This is a genomic window from Enterococcus sp. AZ104 (assembly GCF_050546705.1).
GTDB lineage: Bacteria > Bacillota > Bacilli > Lactobacillales > Enterococcaceae > Enterococcus > Enterococcus faecalis.
The window spans coordinates 2,020,472-2,039,392 of sequence record NZ_CP172952.1; the positions used below are offsets into that span (position 1 = coordinate 2,020,472).

An 18,921-nucleotide genomic window follows, 5' to 3' on the forward strand; every position below is an offset into this window, starting at 1 on the left:
ACTTCTGTGTCAGCTTCGTTACAAATACCTCTTATTTTTCAAAAAATTTTTGATTGGCTGATTTTTTCAAGCGATTCATGTAAGCAGTGCCTAAACCAGTTTCTGCAAATCCTTGCGCAAAAATCGTGGTAGCTCCTTGCTCATCTAACGCTCTTAACCCTGCAAATAGTTCTTTTGTGGCATTTTCAACCGTTTCTGCACCATAAGAATAAACAAACGCATTTTCTGTATCTAGTTGTGCTGCCTGTTCATCACTTAAAAATAAGCCGATTTTTTCCTGTTGTTCTTTTGCTTGCTGAATCGCCGCTTGCCATTCTGCTGTTTGACCGCTTATAATCCAAACTTCCGCATCAGGAGAATAGTGTTTGTATTTCATCCCTGGCGCTTTGGGTGCTGCAGTTTCACTAATCAAATGTGTATCGATTTTCACTTGGGGAATAATGCTTTCCAACTGCTCTTTGGTAATTGCTCCTGGTCGTAAAATAACTGGCACACCATCTTCCGCCGTTAAATCCAAGACCGTTGATTCCACCCCAATCTGCGTTGGGCCATCATCTAATATGGCAGCAATTTTCCCCTGCAAATCATGATAAACATGCTCTGCAGATGTTGGACTAGGCTTGCCAGAAGTGTTCGCACTTGGTCCGACCAACGGAACATTGGCTTGTTCAATCAAAGCTAAGGTCGCTTGGTTATCTGGCATACGAAAAGCGACTGTCTCTAAACCACCTGTTACTGTTTTAGAAAATGTATCGCTAGGCACATTAAAAATTAAAGTTAATGGTCCCGGCCAAAAGGCAGACACCAATTTTGTAGCGACTTCTGGTAAGGTCGCCACGTATTTTTTGACCATCTCAACGTTGTTCACATGAACAATCAATGGATTATCACTGGGGCGGCCTTTTACTTGGTAAACTTTTTTTACTGCCGCTTCATTTAAGGCATCGGCACCTAAGCCATAAACAGTTTCTGTTGGAAAAGCCACTAGCTCGCCTGCTTGAATGGCTGCTGCTGCTTGGGCTATTTCTTGTTTGGTTAATTTTTTTGTTTCCATTGCAAATCGCTCCTTCTAGAAAAGTGGCGACGAAGAACCTTAGTTACTCGGCTATCGCGAGGCGATCGTTGCCAGATAAATCTTTTTCAATTTTAATTGTTTTTTGTGGATAGGCGGCGCTCAATAATTCTTGGAGGGCCGCGCCTTGTTGAAACCCTATTTCAAAATAAATTTTACCGTCTGCTTTAAACATCGTTTGACTTTCATGAATTAATTGTTGGTATAAAGCCAAACCGTTATTTTCAGCGAATAAAGCGGTTTTAGGTTCATACGTTCGGACACTTGCATCCATTAAATACCATTCTTGTTCACTAATATAGGGCGGATTAGAAATAAGCAGATCAATTTTTTCAGAAGCAACTGGCTGTAAGCCATTCCCATGATAAAATTCGATGCCAGCACCTAATGCTTGCGCGTTTTGTTTAGCGACAGTCAACGCTTTCTCTGAAAGATCAATGGCAATAACTCGCCAGTTGGGCCGTGCCAGTTTCAAGCTAATCGCAATGGCACCTGTCCCTGTTCCGACATCCACGACCGTCAAAGGAGTATCTGGATTGGCTTTTAAGCAACGCTCGACTAATTCTTCTGTTTCTGGCCTAGGAATCAAAGTATGTTCATTAACAATAAAGGAATGTCCATAAAATTCAGCTTGTCCTAGTAAATATTGTGCTGGGTAATCTGTCAATAATTGGGCTAAATCCGTTTTTAATTGTTCCTCTTCTTCTTGGGGCATTTCTTCTTGCATATGCAGGAGCCACTGCGTTTTATCCCAACCTTTACGTTCTAAAAAAACATAGTGAATAGCGTAGCCTTCTTTGCCTTGCGCCTCTAAAAAAGAAGAAGCCCAGTTAAGGACTTCAAAGTAACGTTTAGCCATTTTGCATCTCTTCTAATTTCGATGTTTGATCATATAAGACTAATGCATCAATGATTTCATCTAATTTGCCAGCAAGAATCTGGTCTAGTTTTTGGATGGTTAAACCGATACGATGATCCGTTACTCGATTTTGCGGGAAGTTATACGTTCTGATTCGTTCTGAACGATCTCCGGTCCCCACCGCCGATTTACGGTTAGCATCATATTCACTTTGTGCTTCTTGTTGAATTTGGTCATACACACGAGCACGCAAAACTTTCATTGCTTTTTCACGGTTTTTTAGCTGTGAACGTTCATCTTGCATTGCGACTACGATTCCTGTTGGTAAATGGGTTAATCGAACAGCCGAAGCGGTTTTATTGACGTGCTGTCCACCAGCGCCACTTGCATGATAAATATCGACACGGATATCTTTATCAGCTAATTCGATTTCGACTTCTTCCGCTTCCGGCATAACTACAACGGTTGCTGTCGATGTATGAATCCGTCCTTGTGATTCTGTTGAAGGAACTCGTTGCACGCGGTGAGCGCCACTTTCATATTTTAATTTTGAAAAGACGTTATCTCCTGAAATCATCATAATTACTTCTTTATATCCACCGATTCCAGTGACGTTCGCTTCTAAAACTTCCGCTTTCCACCCTTGTGCTTCTGCATATTTTTGGTACATATTAAATAAGTCGCCAGCAAAAAGTGCGGCTTCATCGCCACCGGCTGCACCACGGATTTCCATGATGATATTTTTATCATCATTTGGGTCTTTTGGTAATAATAAAATTTTAATGCGGTCTTCTAACACTTCTTTTTCTTTTTTCAAATCAGAAAGTTCTTCTTTCGCCATTTCGGCCATTTCCGCATCTAAGTTTTCACTTAAAAGTTCTTCGGCATCGCTAATCCCTTCAACAACTTGTTTATATCGGCGATAAACCTCAACCGTCTCACGTGTATTAGCTTCTTCTTTCGATAATTCCATGAAACGTTTTGTATCGCTAATGACTGCTGGGTCACTTAATAATTCGCCCAATTCCTCATAGCGATCTTCAATAGATTGTAATTGATCGTACATAGTGTCTCTCCTTACTGTTCTTCATTCACTGTTTTTGGATGAAAATAATGTTTGCGACAAACAGGATAGTAGGCTTCATTCCCACCAATTTGGACTTGATCCCCTTCATAAACGGGTTTGCCATCAATATAGTGCAAGTTCATAGTTGCTTTTTTATGACAGAACCAGCAAATCGTTTTTAATTCTTCTAATTTGTCTGCATATAAAAGTAAATACTTTGAGCCTTCAAATAATTCATTTCTAAAATCATTCTTTAGCCCAAATGCCATTACTGGAATATCTAATTCGTCAACAATTCGTGCAAATTCAATGACATGATGCTTGTTTAAAAATTGACATTCATCGACTAATACGCAAAAAGGTTTGTAAGACAAATCATTAATCAAGTCAAAGACATTGGTTTCTTCAAAAATTGGAATAGCATCTCTGCGTAATCCGATGCGACTGGATACTTTCCCGACACCATCACGTGTATCTAGTCCACTGGTCATCAAAACAACTGGTTTGTCTTGTTCTTCGTAATTGTGTGCTACTTTTAAGATTTCAATGGTTTTACCACTGTTCATTGCGCCATACTTGAAAAATAATTGAGCCATGTTCACTACACCTTTCCGTTAGTTCCTTACGTATTTTACTATATTTTCAGCAAAAAAGCAGTATTTTTAGCTAAAATGGTCGTGCATTTTTCTGAAAAAAACAGAATCTACGCCAAAGTCATTTTAGCAGGGCTGTTTATACTCCAACTAATGATCCTGCTAGTATGCAATAAAAAAGCCCGAAATTGTAATTATTTGACTACAATTTCAGACTTTTTAATGCTAGTTATTTTTGAGCAGAGGCAAATTCTGCTGATTGCGTACCTGCTTGACGACCATAAATGATAATATCGGCGATGGCATTGCCTCCGATACGGTTTTGACCATGTAAGCCACCTGTTAATTCACCAGCAGCATATAGACCTTTAATTGGTGTGCCATCTTCACGTAAAACTTCTGTTTTCGTGTTGATTTTCACGCCACCCATTGTGTGGTGAATCCCTGGTGCAATTTTAATTGCGTAGTAAGGCGCTGTGCTTAAGTCAGCTTCCATGCCAGTTGTCCGGCCAAATTGTTTGTCATCTTTGGCATTAACATCTTGGTTCCAAGTATCAATCGTTGCTTTCAATGTATCGGCAGGCATGCCAATTTTTTCAGCTAATTCTTCAATCGTTTCACCTTTTTCCACGAAACCTTTTTGATCATAGAAATCAATGGCTTTTGCACGGTCGCGAACGCCTTGGTCAAAGACTAAATAAGCTGATTTTTCTGGTAAGGCATTGATTGCTGCAGAAACTTTGTCACGTGTATCTAACTCATTAACAAAACGTTCTCCTTTTTGAGAAGCCAAGATTGCGCCTTCTCCACGAACTGCTTCACCAATTAAGAAAGCATCGCTTTGTTGAACAGTTGGGTGAATTTGAATTTCTTTCATATCCACTAACGCACCGCCAACTTTTTGAATCATTTGGATACCGTCACCTGTTGTGCCTTCTTGGTTCGTTGTAACATAGTTTTTCAATTCTGGTTTGTATTGTGTAATTAATTTTTCGTTGGCACCGAAACCACCTGTTGTGACAACGACTGCTTTTGCTTTAACTGTTTTTTCTTTATCATCTTTCATTTTCACTTTTACGCCATCAATTTGACCGTTTTCTTCAACTAAGTCTGTGACGTCAGCATCAACAAACAATGGAATTTTTTCTTCGCGAACGTTACGTACTAAACCGTCAACTAGATAGCCCCCAATTGCTGATCCGTCAGCAGGTCGGTGTGTACGTTTTTCGCTCATTCCACCTGTAATCGTTAAATTGCTCAATGTAATTCCTTTTGTATCTAACCAATCAATTGCTTCAGCTGAATGATCAACAAAATAACGTAGTAATTCTTGATCGTTGGTTCCTTTACCGCCTTTTAGTGTTTCTTCAAAGAATTTATCGTTGCTATCTTTAATGCCTTCTTTTTCTTGGAATTTTGTTTGTGAAGCATTCATTCCTGAAGACGATTTAATTGTATTCCCACCTGCAACAGGCATTTTTTCTAAAATAACTGGATTCATGCCAGCTTCTTTGGCTTGTAATGCAGCGGTCATCCCCGCACCACCTGAACCAACAATAACAACATCATAACTGTCTTTTAGTTCACTTGGATCTGTATAACCATTAGCAGAGGCACCAGATGTTGCTTCTGTTTTTTCAGAAGATGCTTTTGTTTTACCAGCGGCTTTTTCTTGATCGCTTGTACAACCTGTTGCTGCACCTAATAATAACCCTAGGGAAAGAACTCCCATTAACACTTTTTTCATTGTTTTCCCACCTTATAAACTATTGATTTCTACCAACACAATTTCTTATTTTTCATTTGAATAAAAATAACAGTTTGTTACATAAAGTGAACACATTCACATATCAACCGAAATAAAAAAGCTACCACTACTTTTTAAAGTTGTATCGTTAGACAAACTGACCAATTATTAATAAGTTGTTTGGGGAACAACCTATTTTTCTATTCTTTCATAAAATATCATGTTCTCGCTTGTTTGTGGATGTTTTCCAATTATTTCTAACGAATTTCTTATTTTTATTTGTCATTTCAAGGATTTTCTGGCAGAATTATTCGTTTGAGGCGAAAAGTTTTGGTATACTTAGTTTAATTAGAATTGGGAGGTTATCTAGTGAACCATACACGTTTGCTGTGGCTGGCACAGCGAAAAAGCGATCGATTTATTCGCAAAAATTTTTCATCTATTCAAATCATCGTCGCTTATTACATATTAATGACGGTTATTTCTTATTTATTGTTTTGCCTCCCTATTTTCAGAGAACCTGACTCGCATGTTCCTTTTATTGATTTATTTTTCTTAGCAATCAGTACAGTCAGCGTTACTGGACTCACCACAGTCGATATTAATTCGGTTTTTAATGATCGTGGGATTGTCTTATTGGAGGTTCTTTTCCAAGTTGGTGGCTTAGGGATTATGATGATTTCAACGGTCTTTTTTATTTTATCAAAACGGCGAATCACATTAAAGCAACGTCAGTTAATTATGACTGACATGAATCAGCCGCGACTGAGCGGAATTGTTCGACTGATCCGCACCACTTTTTTGATTTTAATTTGGTTCCAAGTAATCTTCGGCTCGCTCTTTTCGCTTTATTTTTATATAAGTGGTTATTATACGAACTGGCGAGATGCGATATTTTATGGATTTTATCAAGCTATTTCTGCAGTGACTAATTCAGGCTTTGATATTTCAGGTGATTCAATTATTCCTTTTGCTCATGATTATCTCTTTTTACTGGCAATTATGTTCTTGATTTTTATCGGCGGGATTGGATTTCCCGTTTTACTGGAAATTCATGAGTGGTTACATTTTAAGAAAAAGAACTTTCGTAAGAAGAAACGAGGCTTGCCTTTCCGCTTCTCATTGTTTAGTAAAATTGCTTTGCTAGCGTTTATTGTTCTGTTTATTGGTGGGACTATTTTGATTTACTTATTAGAAAAAGATCACCTATTTTTGACAATGAATGAAAGTGGCCGTTGGGTAAGTTCGATGTTTTATTCGATGACTACACGAAACGCTGGCCTTCAAATTAATGATTTAGGGGACTTCCAAATCACAACATTGATTATTTTTTCTGTGTTAATGTTTATTGGTTGTAGTCCTAGCTCTGTTGGTGGTGGTGTTCGAACAACGACTGTTGCGATTATTGGCTTGTATTTGTTAGCCTTTTTAAAAAGTGAAGATGATATTAGCGTCTTTAGCCGTAAAATAGATGACGATGATGTCAAAAAATCGATTGTCGTCTTCATGTTATCTTTGATTATGTGCTTTTTCGCTGTCGTCTTTTTGTCAGCGACTGAAAATCTGCCCTTGATTTCAATCATTGTGGAAGTCGCTTCTGCCTTTGGGACAACCGGTCTTTCTTTGGGCATTACAGACGATTTAACAACAGTAGGTAAATTAATGATTGCCTTATTAATGTTTATTGGACGTATTGGTATGCTTTATACCTTAATGATTTTTGTACCAAAAGAAACACGTGACTTAGGCTACGAATACCCTTCAGAAAAAATTATTATTGGATAAAAAAACAAAGCCTCTCAAGGAAGAGGCTTTGTTTTTTTATTTTTTCATATGTGTGGCTAGTTTGTTATAACTTTCAGAGCGTTCAATTGCATCTTCTTTAGTTTTATCAAGTAAATGTTCGACTACTTCTTGATTCTCTTTAATTGTATGCAACGCAGAGTAACGTGTTTGTTTTTCAAGAAAATCACGCATTTTGTCAAAATCTGTTTTCTTGTAGTCAATGACCATCGGATCTTTGCCTTTCTTAACTAACTCCGGATTATAGCGATAAAGTGGCCAATAGCCAGATTCAACGGCTTCTTTGGCTTGATCTAACGTCCGAACCATTCCGCCTTTGACCCCGTGATTAATACATGGAGTATAACCGATGATAATTGATGGGCCTGGGTACCGCTCCGCTTCGTCAATTGCTTTAATCGTTTGCATTGAGTTTGCGCCTAAAGCTACTTGTGCAACGTAGACATTCCCATAAGTGATTGCCATCATCCCTAAATCTTTTTTAGAGGTATGTTTCCCACCCGCTGAGAATTTGGCAATGGCTGAAGCTGGTGTAGCTTTAGAAGTTTGCCCACCTGTGTTGGCATACACTTCGTTATCCATAACAAAAATATTAACATCTTCCCCACTGGCAAGAACATGATCGATGCCGCTAAACCCTATATCATAGGCCCAACCATCGCCGCCGACAATCCATTGACTCGTTTTCACTAGTAAATCTTTTTGTTCGTAAATTTTTGTTAAAAGTGGATCTTCATCGGCTTCTTCACTTAATGCCGCCGCTAGTTTGGTTGCTCGCTGTTGTGTTCCTTCCCCTTTAGCCATGTGTTCCAGCCAATCATTTAACAAGGCTTGAAGTGAATCTGATCCGACGTTTTTAGCAAGACTTTCTTCAACCAGACTAGCTAAATGTTGACGTTTCGTTCGATTGGCAATATACATACCATAACCATATTCCGCATTATCTTCAAACAGCGAATTACTCCAAGCTGGTCCTTGGCCACATTCGTTCGTTGTATAAGGCGTCACCGGTGACGAACCACCCCAAATTGATGAACAGCCTGTTGCGTTAGCAATCATCATTCGATCACCAAATAATTGCGTCAACAACTTAATATAAGGTGTTTCGCCACAGCCTTCACAAGCACCTGAAAATTCCATCAATGGCTGGTTAAATTGGGAACCTTTAACAGAAAGTTTTTTGACTGGGTTGGCTTTTTGTTTAAGAGTCATCGCAAAGGCCCAATTCATCGCTTGCTCTTTCTGAGTTTCATAAGGTTTCATTAAAATCGCCTTGTCTTTCACAGGGCAAGCCTGAACACAAAGACCACAACCTGTACAATCTTCTAAAGAAACTTGGATACGATACATCAATCCATCTGTGCCACGCATTTCGCGCATGGCAAAACCTGCAGGTGCTTCTTTCAGTTCTTCTTCATCCGCTAAAAACGGTCGAATAGCCGCGTGTGGACAAACAAAGGCACATTCATTACACATCGTACACTTATCCATTTGCCACTCAGGCACTTCTAACGCAATGCCACGTTTTTCATAAGCCGCAGTTCCCATAGGAATGGCACCGCCCTTCATTCCGTTTTCAATCAAATCTGAAACGGTCAGCTGATCCCCTTCTTGACGATTGATTGGTTCTAAAATATTTGTCACGAAAGCTGGAGCTTCCGACTCTTGATTTTCTGGTTCTAAAACAATGGTTGCCCAATCTTCTGGAACTACGATTTCTTGCAGCGATTCAAAGGTAGCATCAATCGCTTGGTAATTTTTTTCAACAATTTCCATTGATTTTTTTCCATAAGTCTTTTTCACTTCTTCTTTAAGTAACGGTAAATATTGCTCTTTCGTTAAAATATCTGTTACTTCAAAAAAGGCAGTAGACATCACTGTATTGATCCGACGGCCTAAGCCTACTTTGCGAGCTAACTCAACCGCATTGATAATGTAAAATTTGATTTGGTGCTCCCCAATATATTTTTTCAACTTAGCCGGTAATAAACGGTGAACCTTTTCTTGATCCCAAATAGTATTCAGTAAAAAAGTTCCGCCGTCTTTTAAACCTTTTAACAGGTCGTATTTATGCAAATAGGACGCATTATGACAAGCGATGAAATCTGCTTGTTCAATTAAATACGTGGAAGTAATTGGCTCTTTACCAAAACGCAGATGCGAAACGGTTAAACCGCCTGATTTTTTAGAATCATAACTAAAGTAAGCTTGTGCATAAAGGTCGGTATGATCTCCGATAATTTTAATCGCTTGCTTGTTTGCTCCCACAGTTCCGTCAGAACCAAAGCCCCAAAATTTTGCTTGGAAGGTAGTATCTGGCGTTAAATCTAAAGTAGGTTCTTCTGGCAATGATTGATAGGTTACATCATCAACGATCCCTACCGTAAAACGTTGTTTTAATTCTTTAAATGGCAATAACAAATGATCATAGATCGCTTTAATTTGATTAGGCGCTACGTCTTTAGAACCTAACCCATAACGTCCACCAATCACAATTGGGCGATTTTCATGTTGATAAAGAGCGCTTTGAACATCTAACAATAACGGTTCTCCTTCGGCTCCTGATTCTTTTGTTCGATCTAAAACCGCAACCTTTTCTACTGTAGCTGGTAATTTTTCAAGAAGGTTTTCGGTAGGAAATGGACGATATAAATGAATATTGATAAAACCAACTTTGCGTCCTTGTTGATTGAGATAGTCGACTGTTTGTTTGATTACTGGCGAAGCCGACCCCATTGAAATAATGACTTCTGTTGCATCTTCAACCCCGTAATAATCGGTTAAATCATACGTTGTTCCACGAAGATTGTTAATTTTTTTCATGTATTTTTGAACAATTTTTGGCATTTCTTCGTAATTTTTATTGACTGTTTCTCTTTGTTGAAAATGAATGTCAGGATTTTGAGCGGTCCCTGAAACAGTGGGATGATTAGGATTCATGCCTCCCATTCTAAAACGAGTTACAGCTTCCTGATTCACCATTTCTTTCAGGTCATCATAATCAATCACTTCGATTTTTTGTAGTTCATGGCTCGTTCTAAAACCATCAAAAAAGTTTACAAAAGGTAAACTACCTTCTAAGCTAGCTAAATGAGCAACTGCCGACAAATCCATCACTTCTTGAACACTCGATTCTGCTAACATACAAAAACCTGTTTGGCGGGTAGCCATCACATCGCCATGGTCACCAAAAATACTCAACGCACTTGTCGTTACTGCCCGAGCCGCCACATGAAACACAGAAGGCAGCAATTCTCCTGCGATTTTATACATATTGGGAATCATCAACAGTAAACCTTGTGAAGCAGTATAAGTAGTGGTTAACGCACCTGTTTTTAACGAACCATGAACTACTCCCGCTGCCCCAGCTTCTGATTGCATTTCAATAACTTGAACTTTTTGACCATAAATATTTTTTAAACCACTTTCCGCCCATTCATCTACCAACTCAGCCATTGTTGAACTTGGTGTGATAGGATAAATAGCGGCAACTTCTGTAAACGCATATGAAATATAAGCCGCTGCGGTGTTTCCATCCATTGTTTTTTTCATTTTTTCACCTTTTATCTTTCCTAAACATTGCTTGTGACTGTTGTTTTTTGTGTTTTGACATACTGATCAATTGCATTAGCTGCGATTTTCCCAGCGCCCATCGCTAAAATAACGGTGGCAGTACCTGTGACTATATCGCCCCCAGCAAAAACGCCAGGTATTGAGGTTGCTCCTGTTTTAGGATCAGCTTGAATGTACCCCCATTGGTTTAGTTCTATTTCTGGATATGTTGATAACAAGACTCGATTTGCCCCTTGGCCAATTGCCTCGATTACTGCATCAGCAGGAATGGTAAACGTGCTGTCTGGAACCGGTTCTGGCCGTCGTCTTCCAGACGCATCTGGTTCACCTAAAACCATTTTGACACATTCAACACCGGCTAGATTTCCTTGTTGGTCATCTAAATAAGCAATCGGATTTGTCAACCAATAATAGTTAATTCCTTCTTCAAGGGAATGGTGGTATTCTTCAATTCTTGCTGGTAATTCTTCTAACGAACGACGATACACAATGTTCACATTTTCAGCGCCTAATCGTTTGGCTGAACGAGCGGCATCCATTGCAACATTCCCGCCGCCAATCACAACAACATTTTTAGCACGTTTAATCGGTGTATCATATTCTGGAAACTCATAGCTATGCATTAAATTGATTCGTGTTAAAAATTCACTAGAAGAATAAACCCCATTTAAGCTAGTCCCTGGGATTCCCATAAAGTTTGGTGCCCCTGCACCAACCGATAGATAACAGGCATCAAACTCTGACATTATTTCTTCCATCGTAATCGTTTTACCTACTACCACATTGGTTTCTATTGTTACACCTAAGGCTTCAATACTCGCAATTTCTTGTTTAACAATTTTTTTCGGTAATCGAAATTCAGGTATGCCATAGGTTAATACGCCGCCAGCTTCATGAAGCGCTTCAAAAATAATTACTTCGTAGCCGAGCTTTGCCAAATCCCCCGCAACTGTTAACCCAGAAGGACCAGAACCGACCACTGCGATTTTCCCTTTTGTTGGTTCCGCTGTTTTTTTAGGAAACATGTGATTTTCTAATGCCCAATCGGCAACTAAACGTTCTAATTTGCCAATTGCCACTGGTTCAAAGTTTTTGGCTTTCCCTAATTTACAAACTTGTTCACATTGTTTCTCTTGCGGACAAACGCGTCCACAAATAGCAGGTAAATTCGTATATTTACTTAAAATATCGGCTGCTTGTTCCATGTTTCCTTCACGAATAGCTAAAATAAATCCAGGAATATCAATCATCACGGGGCATTTAGCAATACAAGGTGCATTTTTACATTGTAAACAGCGAATCGCTTCTTCTTGCCCTTCTGCTAATGTATAGCCTAAGCAAACCTCTTCAAAATTATTCTTTCTGATAGTAGGTGCTTGTTCCGCAATCGGTGTTTTTATACGACTTTTTCTAGCCATTTTTCTCCACCTGCTCTTTCAAACGATCTGTAAAGCAAACTGCTTCTTCTTCCTGATATTGCTTCATTCGATTAATGAATTCATCCCAATTTACTTCATTGCCTTTAAACTCAGGTCCATCAACACAGGCAAATTTCATGGTGCCATCAACAGTGACCCGACAACCGCCACACATGCCTGTTCCGTCAATCATAATAGGATTCAAGGAAACATAAATTGGTAATTGATGTTTTTCAGCTGTCAAGGTACAAAATTTCATCATGATGCTGGGCCCAATCGCCCAACTGCACGCTACAGATTCACGTGCAATAACTTCTTCCATCGCTTCTGTTACTAAGCCCTTTTTACCTAATGAACCATCATCCGTTGTAATGATTAGTTCATCCGAATAACGACGGCATTCTTCTTGTAACAGAACTAACTCAGCTGTTCGTGCCCCCAAAATCGTAATCACTCGGTTGCCTGCTTCTTTTAAAGCCTTGATAATTGGATAAATAGCCGCGATACCAACCCCGCCACCGACAACCATCACCGTTCCATATTGCTTCACTTCTGTGGGCATACCTAAAGGTCCAGTGATATCCAACAAAGAGTCTGAAGTTTTAAGTTGGGAAAGTGCAGCTGTTGTCTTACCGATTACTTGGAAAATAATTCGAATACTGCCTGCTTGTGGATTTGTCTCCGCAATCGTTAAGGGGATCCGTTCTCCCTTTTCGTCAATTCTTAAAATAACAAACTGTCCAGCCTGAGCATGTGTCGCTATTCTTGGCGCTTCCAGCCAAAAGTCAAATGTATTACTAGATAATTGAGTCGATTGAAGAATATTAAACATTGAAATACCTACCTTCATCGTTCCTTTTCATTCTGACTCCTACTTTCTTAAACCCTTAGGCAACGCTATCAGATAAAGTTGTGGCGACACTTTTAACAAATGTTTTTAGCACTTCGATGTCTTCTTCTTCTGCATTGTTTTCAATTTCAACTGTTTCAGCTACTTTTTTAGCACCAGCTTTTTCAAAAGCTCCTACAAAATCATGCGCTGATTTACAGAAAAATTCACCATATTCACGATCACCGGAGCCAACAACACCAAATGGCTTACCTGCTAAATCCTTCTCAGTTAATTCATCAAAGAAATCTTCAAATTCAAAAGGCAGTTCCCCATCACCATAAGTATACGTTGCGATAATACAAGCATCTGCATCATCAAAGAAGTCTACATCAACTTCTGAACATTCTTCACGTTCTACTTCAACTCCAGCTTCTTGAAACTGTTCTTCCAAAATCTCGGAAATTTCTTCTGTGTTTCCAGTCATACTTGCATAAACAATTTTTACTAGTGCCATCTTCATTCATTTCCTTTCTTTTTCCTAAATATTTCAATGCATTCAAATGCAATTGTAACCCCTTACATTAATCCTTAAAAAAATAACTTTTACAAATGATTTTATTCACAAACTAATCTAACTAAGTATGTACTCTTCCCCTTTCGAGATAGAGTATTTTTTACTACGTCTTTACTATACCACATTCCAAACCTTTTTAACAATATTTTTAAGGTAAAAAAAATATTATTTAGGTTCTTTTTTATAAAACGTTTTTCCTTCTTCCAATCATAAAAATTGCTTCTAAAACCGCTCCCCCTAATGCATGAGCTTTGTCGGAGATCGTCAAGCAATCGACTTTCTCAACTGGTCGAGGATCTACATCTGCACACTTCAACCCTTGATAACATGTTACCTTTTCTGAAATCAATCCTCTCAAAGTCCCTGTCAGAGGCGAATAAACTGGAACCTGATCGATTAAAAATAATGCTTCCCCTTTCAACACGAGATCCCCTATGTTTTTAAGGTGGGTAACTTGTCCTGAAGCAGGGGCATGGACAACTCGTTCCGCACTTTTTCCGCCAATTTCACCTGGAATACCTGTATTAGGTAAAGCTGTTCCTTCAAAGTATAAACGTCCCAACCTATGGCCACGCATTGTCTCAATCACAACATCGACATCTTGCGGTGCTGAAAAGCCTGGTCCTAAAGCAATCGTAATCGGTGCCATTCCTCGATGCGTACCTAAATTTTTCTTAGCCAAAATCGCATCGATAACAATCAGTGGTTTCAATTGTTGAATAGCACTTGCTGTTTGATCGACAAAAACAGGCAGCTTATTTTGCTGCCAACATTTCGCGCAATCCTTTAATGAAGTAATTCGAACAGCAACCAAATCTTCCACTCTTTGTTCTTTCTGGAAAATAGCATCACAAACTGAAACAGTCCGCCGAATGGCCAGAGGACATTCTGTTTCTAATACTAGTATTTTAAAGCCAACGTGCCATAATTTTTGGATAACACCTGTCGCTAGATCGCCCCCTCCGCGAACAATCACTAATTTTTCTTGGATGTTTTGACTGATTTCTCCCATAAAATAAGTCCTTTCTCTAATTCCATATTGCAAGCAATAATTTTGTCTAATTTTTCAAAACAGCTTTTGGGTAACTGAAGACAGACATTCATCGCTTGAACGAACTCTCTTCGCGTATGGGTTTGATTTAAACACAAAATTCGTTTGCCTTGGCTCTCTTTAAACAATCCTTTTGGATGAGCAATGAGTTGAGCTAACAATGTTTCTGTGATTGGTTCTTGTTGTTGCGCATCGGTTAATTCCAAAAAAAGCGGCAACCGATGAATGGTCGTTTCATCTATCTTTTGACCAATCACAGAAATCGGAAGCACACCAATTGTGGTGGTTGTTTCCTTTAATATCACGGGTTCATAAGAGGACCAGCCTTTCAAAGGTCGTTGTTTGGACCCATCCGCTTCTAAAAAAACTTTCGTGAAGTGCTGAAACAATGTTTGAAACGAGGTCATTGCAGGCATCGTTAGTTTTGTTTGGTTGTTGATAGCGGTTCCTGCTAAAGTGATTCCGCAGATATTCGGCGTTATTTTTTCAAAATGGTTTGTATAAAAATAATCATACAATTGACGTTGGGGAAACCCAATTTTTGTGGTTGTACTAACCAGAACAGCTTCTTTTCGATATGTTTTTGCTAGCGCCCACATTAAGCTTGTTTTCCCACCACTACCAACAATTGACACAATCTCCTTTCCTTGTAAATCAAAACACTTTTTTAAGGACTCCACAGTTGGTACCTCCTTTCCCCAAGGTCATTTTTCACAGAAAAAATAGAGGCTACGCGTACTTTTGCTTCTTCTAAAAAACATACACTGTGAGTTATTTCCGCTTCATTAATGAGTAAACCGATCCCACAGCCATCCGTCAATGATGGTGGCAAAGTAAAGACGCGAACAGCCACCTTTCTTGCCAACAGTACTTGTTCTGCCAGAACAGCATAATGTGTATTCGGAAAGGTTAGCAAATACTCCATCTTTTCACCTTCTTTTTTTGTTAAAGCGTAATTACTTTAGCCGCTTGATTCATTGTTTCAACAATTTCGTACATATTAGTAATAGAGCCGATAGCTAAGGTGTCTGTTAAATGATAAAAATCTAAACAGGCCCCACACGTTTGAATCGTGGTTCCCTTCTCCGCTAATTGTTGCAAATCAGCTAAGGTATTCGCTGCTTGATTCGTTAAAAACGCCCCTCGATTAAAGAATAATAGCTGTGTAGGAACAGTTTCTGCTTCTGATAATGATTGAAGATAACTTTTCATTAATAGTCGTCCTAGCTGCTCGTCTCCAGTACCTAATTGATCGGAGCCAATCGTAATTACTAAATCTGTTGCTGACTGACTTGTTTGTTGAGTCGCTTCTTCAGGTACCGTAATTTTGACAGAGAAAACCGTGGCTTCTATCTGCTTCGCAGTCAAAGTGGCCTGTTTTTTAGTAGCTAATTTTTTTAAATTTTCAATGGCTACTTCGTTATCGACTAATACCTCGATAGTGCCTCCAGCTAAACCTAACTCCGCCAAAGCTTTTTTTGTTTCAATCACAGGTATTGGGCAAGGTTTCCCCAATGCATCTACTAATTTCATATTTGGCCCTTCTCTCTATAAAAGTACTACTGCTTGTTGTTCTTTTGGCAGAACCTCGCCAATAATTTTGGCAACAGGGTCCTCTTTTTGAATAGCTGCTAAACAGGCTGCCGCTTCGTCAGCAGCGACACTAATTAACAGTCCGCCAGATGTTTGTGGATCAAACAAAAGTTCTTGCATTTCCATAGAAATTTTTGAATAATCGATTGTCGTTCCGATTGTTTGGCGGTTTCTTTGCCCAGCTGCAGTGACTAAACATTCTGCGGCGTAGGCCAACGCTCCTGTAATAGTTGGTAATGCTTCTGTATCAATCAGTAATGTTACCTGATTATCAGCCATTTCTTTTGCATGAATTAATAGACCAAACCCAGTCACGTCAGTACAAGCATGTACTGCGTAGGATCGAGCATTCGCAGCGGCATATTTATTTAAACGTTCCATCGAATCTTGTGCGATTTTTTGTTCCGTCTGCTTCGCCAATTGCCCCCGAACAGCCGCTTGAATAATTCCTACACCTAATGCTTTAGTTAAAATCAAGACATCCCCCACCTGTGGCGTATTATTATGCCACAAATTTTCTGGATGAACTTCTCCAGTTACCGCTAAGCCATACTTGGGTTCATGGTCATAAATCGAATGGCCTCCCGCCAGTAAAGCGCCCGCTTCCTTTAATTTTAAACTGCCACCCAAGAGCATTTGTTCCAACCATTCTTTTGACATCTTTTGTGGAAAACAAACAAGATTTAGCGCATAAAGGACTGTACCGCCCATGGCATAGACATCACTTAAAGCATTAGCGACCGCAATTTTTCCAAATGATAACGGATCATTGACCATTGGTGAAAAAAAATCTACCGTTGAAATCAAAGCTTTTTCAGACGTTATTTGGTAAACAGCGGCGTCGTCGGCATATTCAAATCCGACGAGTAGCCGCTCATTTGCCGGTGTTTCGGGTAAGTGTTGCAACAATTGGTTCAGTACACGGGATTCAATTTTTGCCCCGCAGCCACCTGATGTACATTGTGATAAAAAATCCATGCTGTCCGCTCCTTCTCAAATTAGTAGTTCTTGTAAAGCGTGAATTGTCCAAGTAATTTCTTCAGGCGTTGTCTGCCAACCAAAGCTAAAACGTAAGGTGCCCGTTGCTAAAGTCCCAGCTGTTTCATGGGCTAATGGTGCACAATGCAAACCTGCGCGCGTCATAATGCCATATTGTTCTGCTAGTTGCTGTGCCACCACTGTTTCTTCCTGATTCCACAGTGTGATAGAAACAACAGGGACAGTTTGTGCCACGTCCTTGGTTCCTAAAATTGTGACAGGTAACCCTGATAAACCATTTAAAAAATTCTGCATTAAGGTTCGTTCGTGCTTTTGAATCGCTGCTAAACCAATTTTATTCAACTCTTTAACAGAACTATTTAAGCTTAGAATACCTAAACTGTTTAACGTACCAGCTTCAAATTTATCTGGTAAAAAAGAGGGTTGATCAAAGGAATTAGAATGGCTACCAGTGCCGCCCGTTATCAGTGGCTTAACCGCTTCAGCCCCTCGCTCACTAAAAGCTAACCCACCAATACCTGCTAATCCATATAAGCTTTTATGTCCAGTAAAGGCTAACACATCAATGGCCATCTGGGTCATTTTTATTGGTAAAAATCCCGCCGTTTGAGCCGCATCCAAAATAGTTAGTAATCCTTTCTGTTGAGCCCATTGAAAACATTCTTCAATGGGTAAAATGGTGCCTAAGATATTGGATGCGTGTGTCATCACCAAGGCTTTTGTATTCGTTCGCCAAGCTCGCTGAATATCTTCTACATCTAACAGGCCAGTTTTTTGACAAGCAACATATGTCACTGAAATGCCTCGTTCTTTCTCAAGCAAGTGAAGAGGTCTGGCTACTGCATGATGTTCTAACATAGTCGTAATCACATGGTCGCCAGGTTGTAAAAGACCTGCTAATGCAAGATTTAAGGAAGTTGTTGCGTTATTCGTAAACGTAATCTGAGCCGCACTGGGTGCCTGAAAAAAGTCTGCTAACAATTGACGTGTCTCTAAAAGAGGAAGCCCCTCTCTCAGCAAAGGGGCATTTCTTCCGTAATTCATGAACTGATTTTCTGCTAAATAGGCAGTCAAAGCCTCAATGGTTGCTGGAAATTTTTTATAGGAAGTCGCTGCATAATTTAAATAAACCAAGTCCTTCATACGTTTTTCCTCTCTAACTATTGGTTTCTTGAATTAATTTTTGGTACTCTTCTGGCGTGTCGATATCTTTTAAACGGCCAGGAGTCGCTATTCTCAACATCTGAACTGCTTCTGGAAAGCGTTCATAAATCATGCGTCCGCCTGTTTCACCAGTCAATGTTAATAGTTCTTGTCGAAATTGATTACCGAATAATACTGGACTACTAGGACAACCATCTTTTTGTAATGGCACTATAATTTTATTTCTCTGACATTTATCTAACACGGGTTGTAGCATTTTAGGTGTTAACAATGGTTGATCACTAGGTAAGTATAAATAGCCAGCTCCCCGAGCTTGTTCAGTTCCTAAACGAATACTGCTACTTTGCCCTTCTTGCCATTGATGATTGAGAATCAACTGAATGTTCTTAGGTAAAGGAAACGCTGGCTGATTCTCAGGCGAAACAACTAAAATCCGTTCTAATACGTCTAATTGATTCACTAAGGTTAACGTGTGCTCTAAAAATGTTTTTCCTTGATATTTTAAGAACAATTTATTTTGGCCCATCCGTTGTGAATTGCCCGATGCTAGAATAATGACACTAACGAGTGACATGAG

Annotated in this window: 17 protein-coding genes; 1 reads left to right on the forward strand and 16 read right to left on the reverse strand. The window is 39.3% G+C overall.

The features are described 5' to 3' along the window. Window positions 1–31 precede the first annotated feature (31 nt). The 5 genes from IGJ37_RS09625 to IGJ37_RS09645 all read right to left on the reverse strand — a co-directional run bounded on the left by IGJ37_RS09625 (window position 32) and on the right by IGJ37_RS09645 (window position 5,337). Window positions 32–1,054, reverse strand: coding sequence for an L-threonylcarbamoyladenylate synthase (locus IGJ37_RS09625; protein WP_002356622.1), 1,023 nt, complete (start codon window positions 1,052–1,054; stop codon window positions 32–34). A gap of 43 nt (window positions 1,055–1,097) precedes the next feature. Then, window positions 1,098–1,931 carry a peptide chain release factor N(5)-glutamine methyltransferase gene (prmC, locus tag IGJ37_RS09630; protein ID WP_325815075.1) on the reverse strand — a complete coding sequence of 278 codons (834 nt, stop codon included), beginning with the start codon at window positions 1,929–1,931 and terminating at the stop codon, window positions 1,098–1,100. After that, a complete protein-coding gene (gene prfA, locus IGJ37_RS09635; protein ID WP_002356619.1) occupies window positions 1,924–2,997 on the reverse strand; it encodes a peptide chain release factor 1 in 1,074 nt (357 codons plus the stop codon). The genes prmC and prfA overlap by 8 nt, the downstream gene beginning before the upstream one ends. Window positions 2,998–3,008: 11 nt before the next feature. Then, window positions 3,009–3,593, reverse strand: a complete 585-nt coding sequence (locus tag IGJ37_RS09640; RefSeq protein ID WP_002356618.1) for a thymidine kinase — start codon at window positions 3,591–3,593, stop codon at window positions 3,009–3,011. Between the two features lie 226 nt (window positions 3,594–3,819). Beyond that, a complete protein-coding gene (locus tag IGJ37_RS09645; RefSeq protein ID WP_002356617.1) occupies window positions 3,820–5,337 on the reverse strand; it encodes a flavocytochrome c in 1,518 nt (505 codons plus the stop codon). Window positions 5,338–5,706: 369 nt separating this feature from the next. Here IGJ37_RS09645 and IGJ37_RS09650 point away from each other — a divergent pair, with 369 nt between their 5' ends. Then, complete coding sequence (locus IGJ37_RS09650) at window positions 5,707–7,122, forward strand: Ktr system potassium uptake protein D (RefSeq protein WP_002385738.1); 1,416 nt, start codon at window positions 5,707–5,709, stop codon at window positions 7,120–7,122. A gap of 36 nt (window positions 7,123–7,158) precedes the next feature. Here IGJ37_RS09650 and nifJ read toward each other — a convergent pair whose 3' ends face one another. From nifJ to mocA, 11 genes are all read right to left on the reverse strand, one after another. After that, on the reverse strand, window positions 7,159–10,692 hold the full coding sequence (gene nifJ / locus IGJ37_RS09655) for a pyruvate:ferredoxin (flavodoxin) oxidoreductase (protein WP_252671569.1): 3,534 nt from the start codon (window positions 10,690–10,692) through the stop codon (window positions 7,159–7,161). Between the two features lie 20 nt (window positions 10,693–10,712). After that, a complete protein-coding gene (gltA, locus tag IGJ37_RS09660; protein WP_325815077.1) occupies window positions 10,713–12,131 on the reverse strand; it encodes an NADPH-dependent glutamate synthase in 1,419 nt (472 codons plus the stop codon). Continuing rightward, a complete protein-coding gene (locus IGJ37_RS09665) occupies window positions 12,124–12,981 on the reverse strand; it encodes a sulfide/dihydroorotate dehydrogenase-like FAD/NAD-binding protein (RefSeq protein ID WP_002365019.1) in 858 nt (285 codons plus the stop codon). Before IGJ37_RS09665 ends, gltA begins: the two co-directional genes overlap by 8 nt. A gap of 37 nt (window positions 12,982–13,018) precedes the next feature. Next, window positions 13,019–13,483, reverse strand: a complete 465-nt coding sequence (locus tag IGJ37_RS09670; protein ID WP_033626685.1) for a flavodoxin — start codon at window positions 13,481–13,483, stop codon at window positions 13,019–13,021. 235 nt (window positions 13,484–13,718) lie between these two features. Continuing rightward, the gene (gene yqeB / locus IGJ37_RS09675; RefSeq protein WP_252671567.1) at window positions 13,719–14,549 is read right to left on the reverse strand and encodes a selenium-dependent molybdenum cofactor biosynthesis protein YqeB; all 831 of its coding nucleotides are present in this window, start codon (window positions 14,547–14,549) and stop codon (window positions 13,719–13,721) included. Continuing rightward, the gene (gene yqeC / locus IGJ37_RS09680; RefSeq protein ID WP_002362599.1) at window positions 14,513–15,268 is read right to left on the reverse strand and encodes a selenium cofactor biosynthesis protein YqeC; all 756 of its coding nucleotides are present in this window, start codon (window positions 15,266–15,268) and stop codon (window positions 14,513–14,515) included. Before yqeC ends, yqeB begins: the two co-directional genes overlap by 37 nt. Further along, complete coding sequence (locus IGJ37_RS09685) at window positions 15,256–15,513, reverse strand: DUF3343 domain-containing protein (protein WP_002356603.1); 258 nt, start codon at window positions 15,511–15,513, stop codon at window positions 15,256–15,258. The genes yqeC and IGJ37_RS09685 overlap by 13 nt, the downstream gene beginning before the upstream one ends. 20 nt (window positions 15,514–15,533) lie before the next feature. Beyond that, the gene (gene yedF / locus IGJ37_RS09690) at window positions 15,534–16,121 is read right to left on the reverse strand and encodes a sulfurtransferase-like selenium metabolism protein YedF (RefSeq protein ID WP_002356602.1); all 588 of its coding nucleotides are present in this window, start codon (window positions 16,119–16,121) and stop codon (window positions 15,534–15,536) included. Between the two features lie 15 nt (window positions 16,122–16,136). Beyond that, window positions 16,137–17,159 carry a selenide, water dikinase SelD gene (selD, locus tag IGJ37_RS09695; RefSeq protein ID WP_325815081.1) on the reverse strand — a complete coding sequence of 341 codons (1,023 nt, stop codon included), beginning with the start codon at window positions 17,157–17,159 and terminating at the stop codon, window positions 16,137–16,139. A gap of 15 nt (window positions 17,160–17,174) precedes the next feature. Further along, entirely contained in the window at window positions 17,175–18,323 is a 1,149-nt protein-coding gene (gene sclA / locus IGJ37_RS09700; protein WP_325815082.1) for a selenocysteine lyase SclA, read from the reverse strand. A gap of 13 nt (window positions 18,324–18,336) precedes the next feature. Then, complete coding sequence (gene mocA, locus IGJ37_RS09705) at window positions 18,337–18,918, reverse strand: molybdenum cofactor cytidylyltransferase (protein ID WP_002362594.1); 582 nt, start codon at window positions 18,916–18,918, stop codon at window positions 18,337–18,339. Window positions 18,919–18,921: the final 3 nt, after the last annotated feature.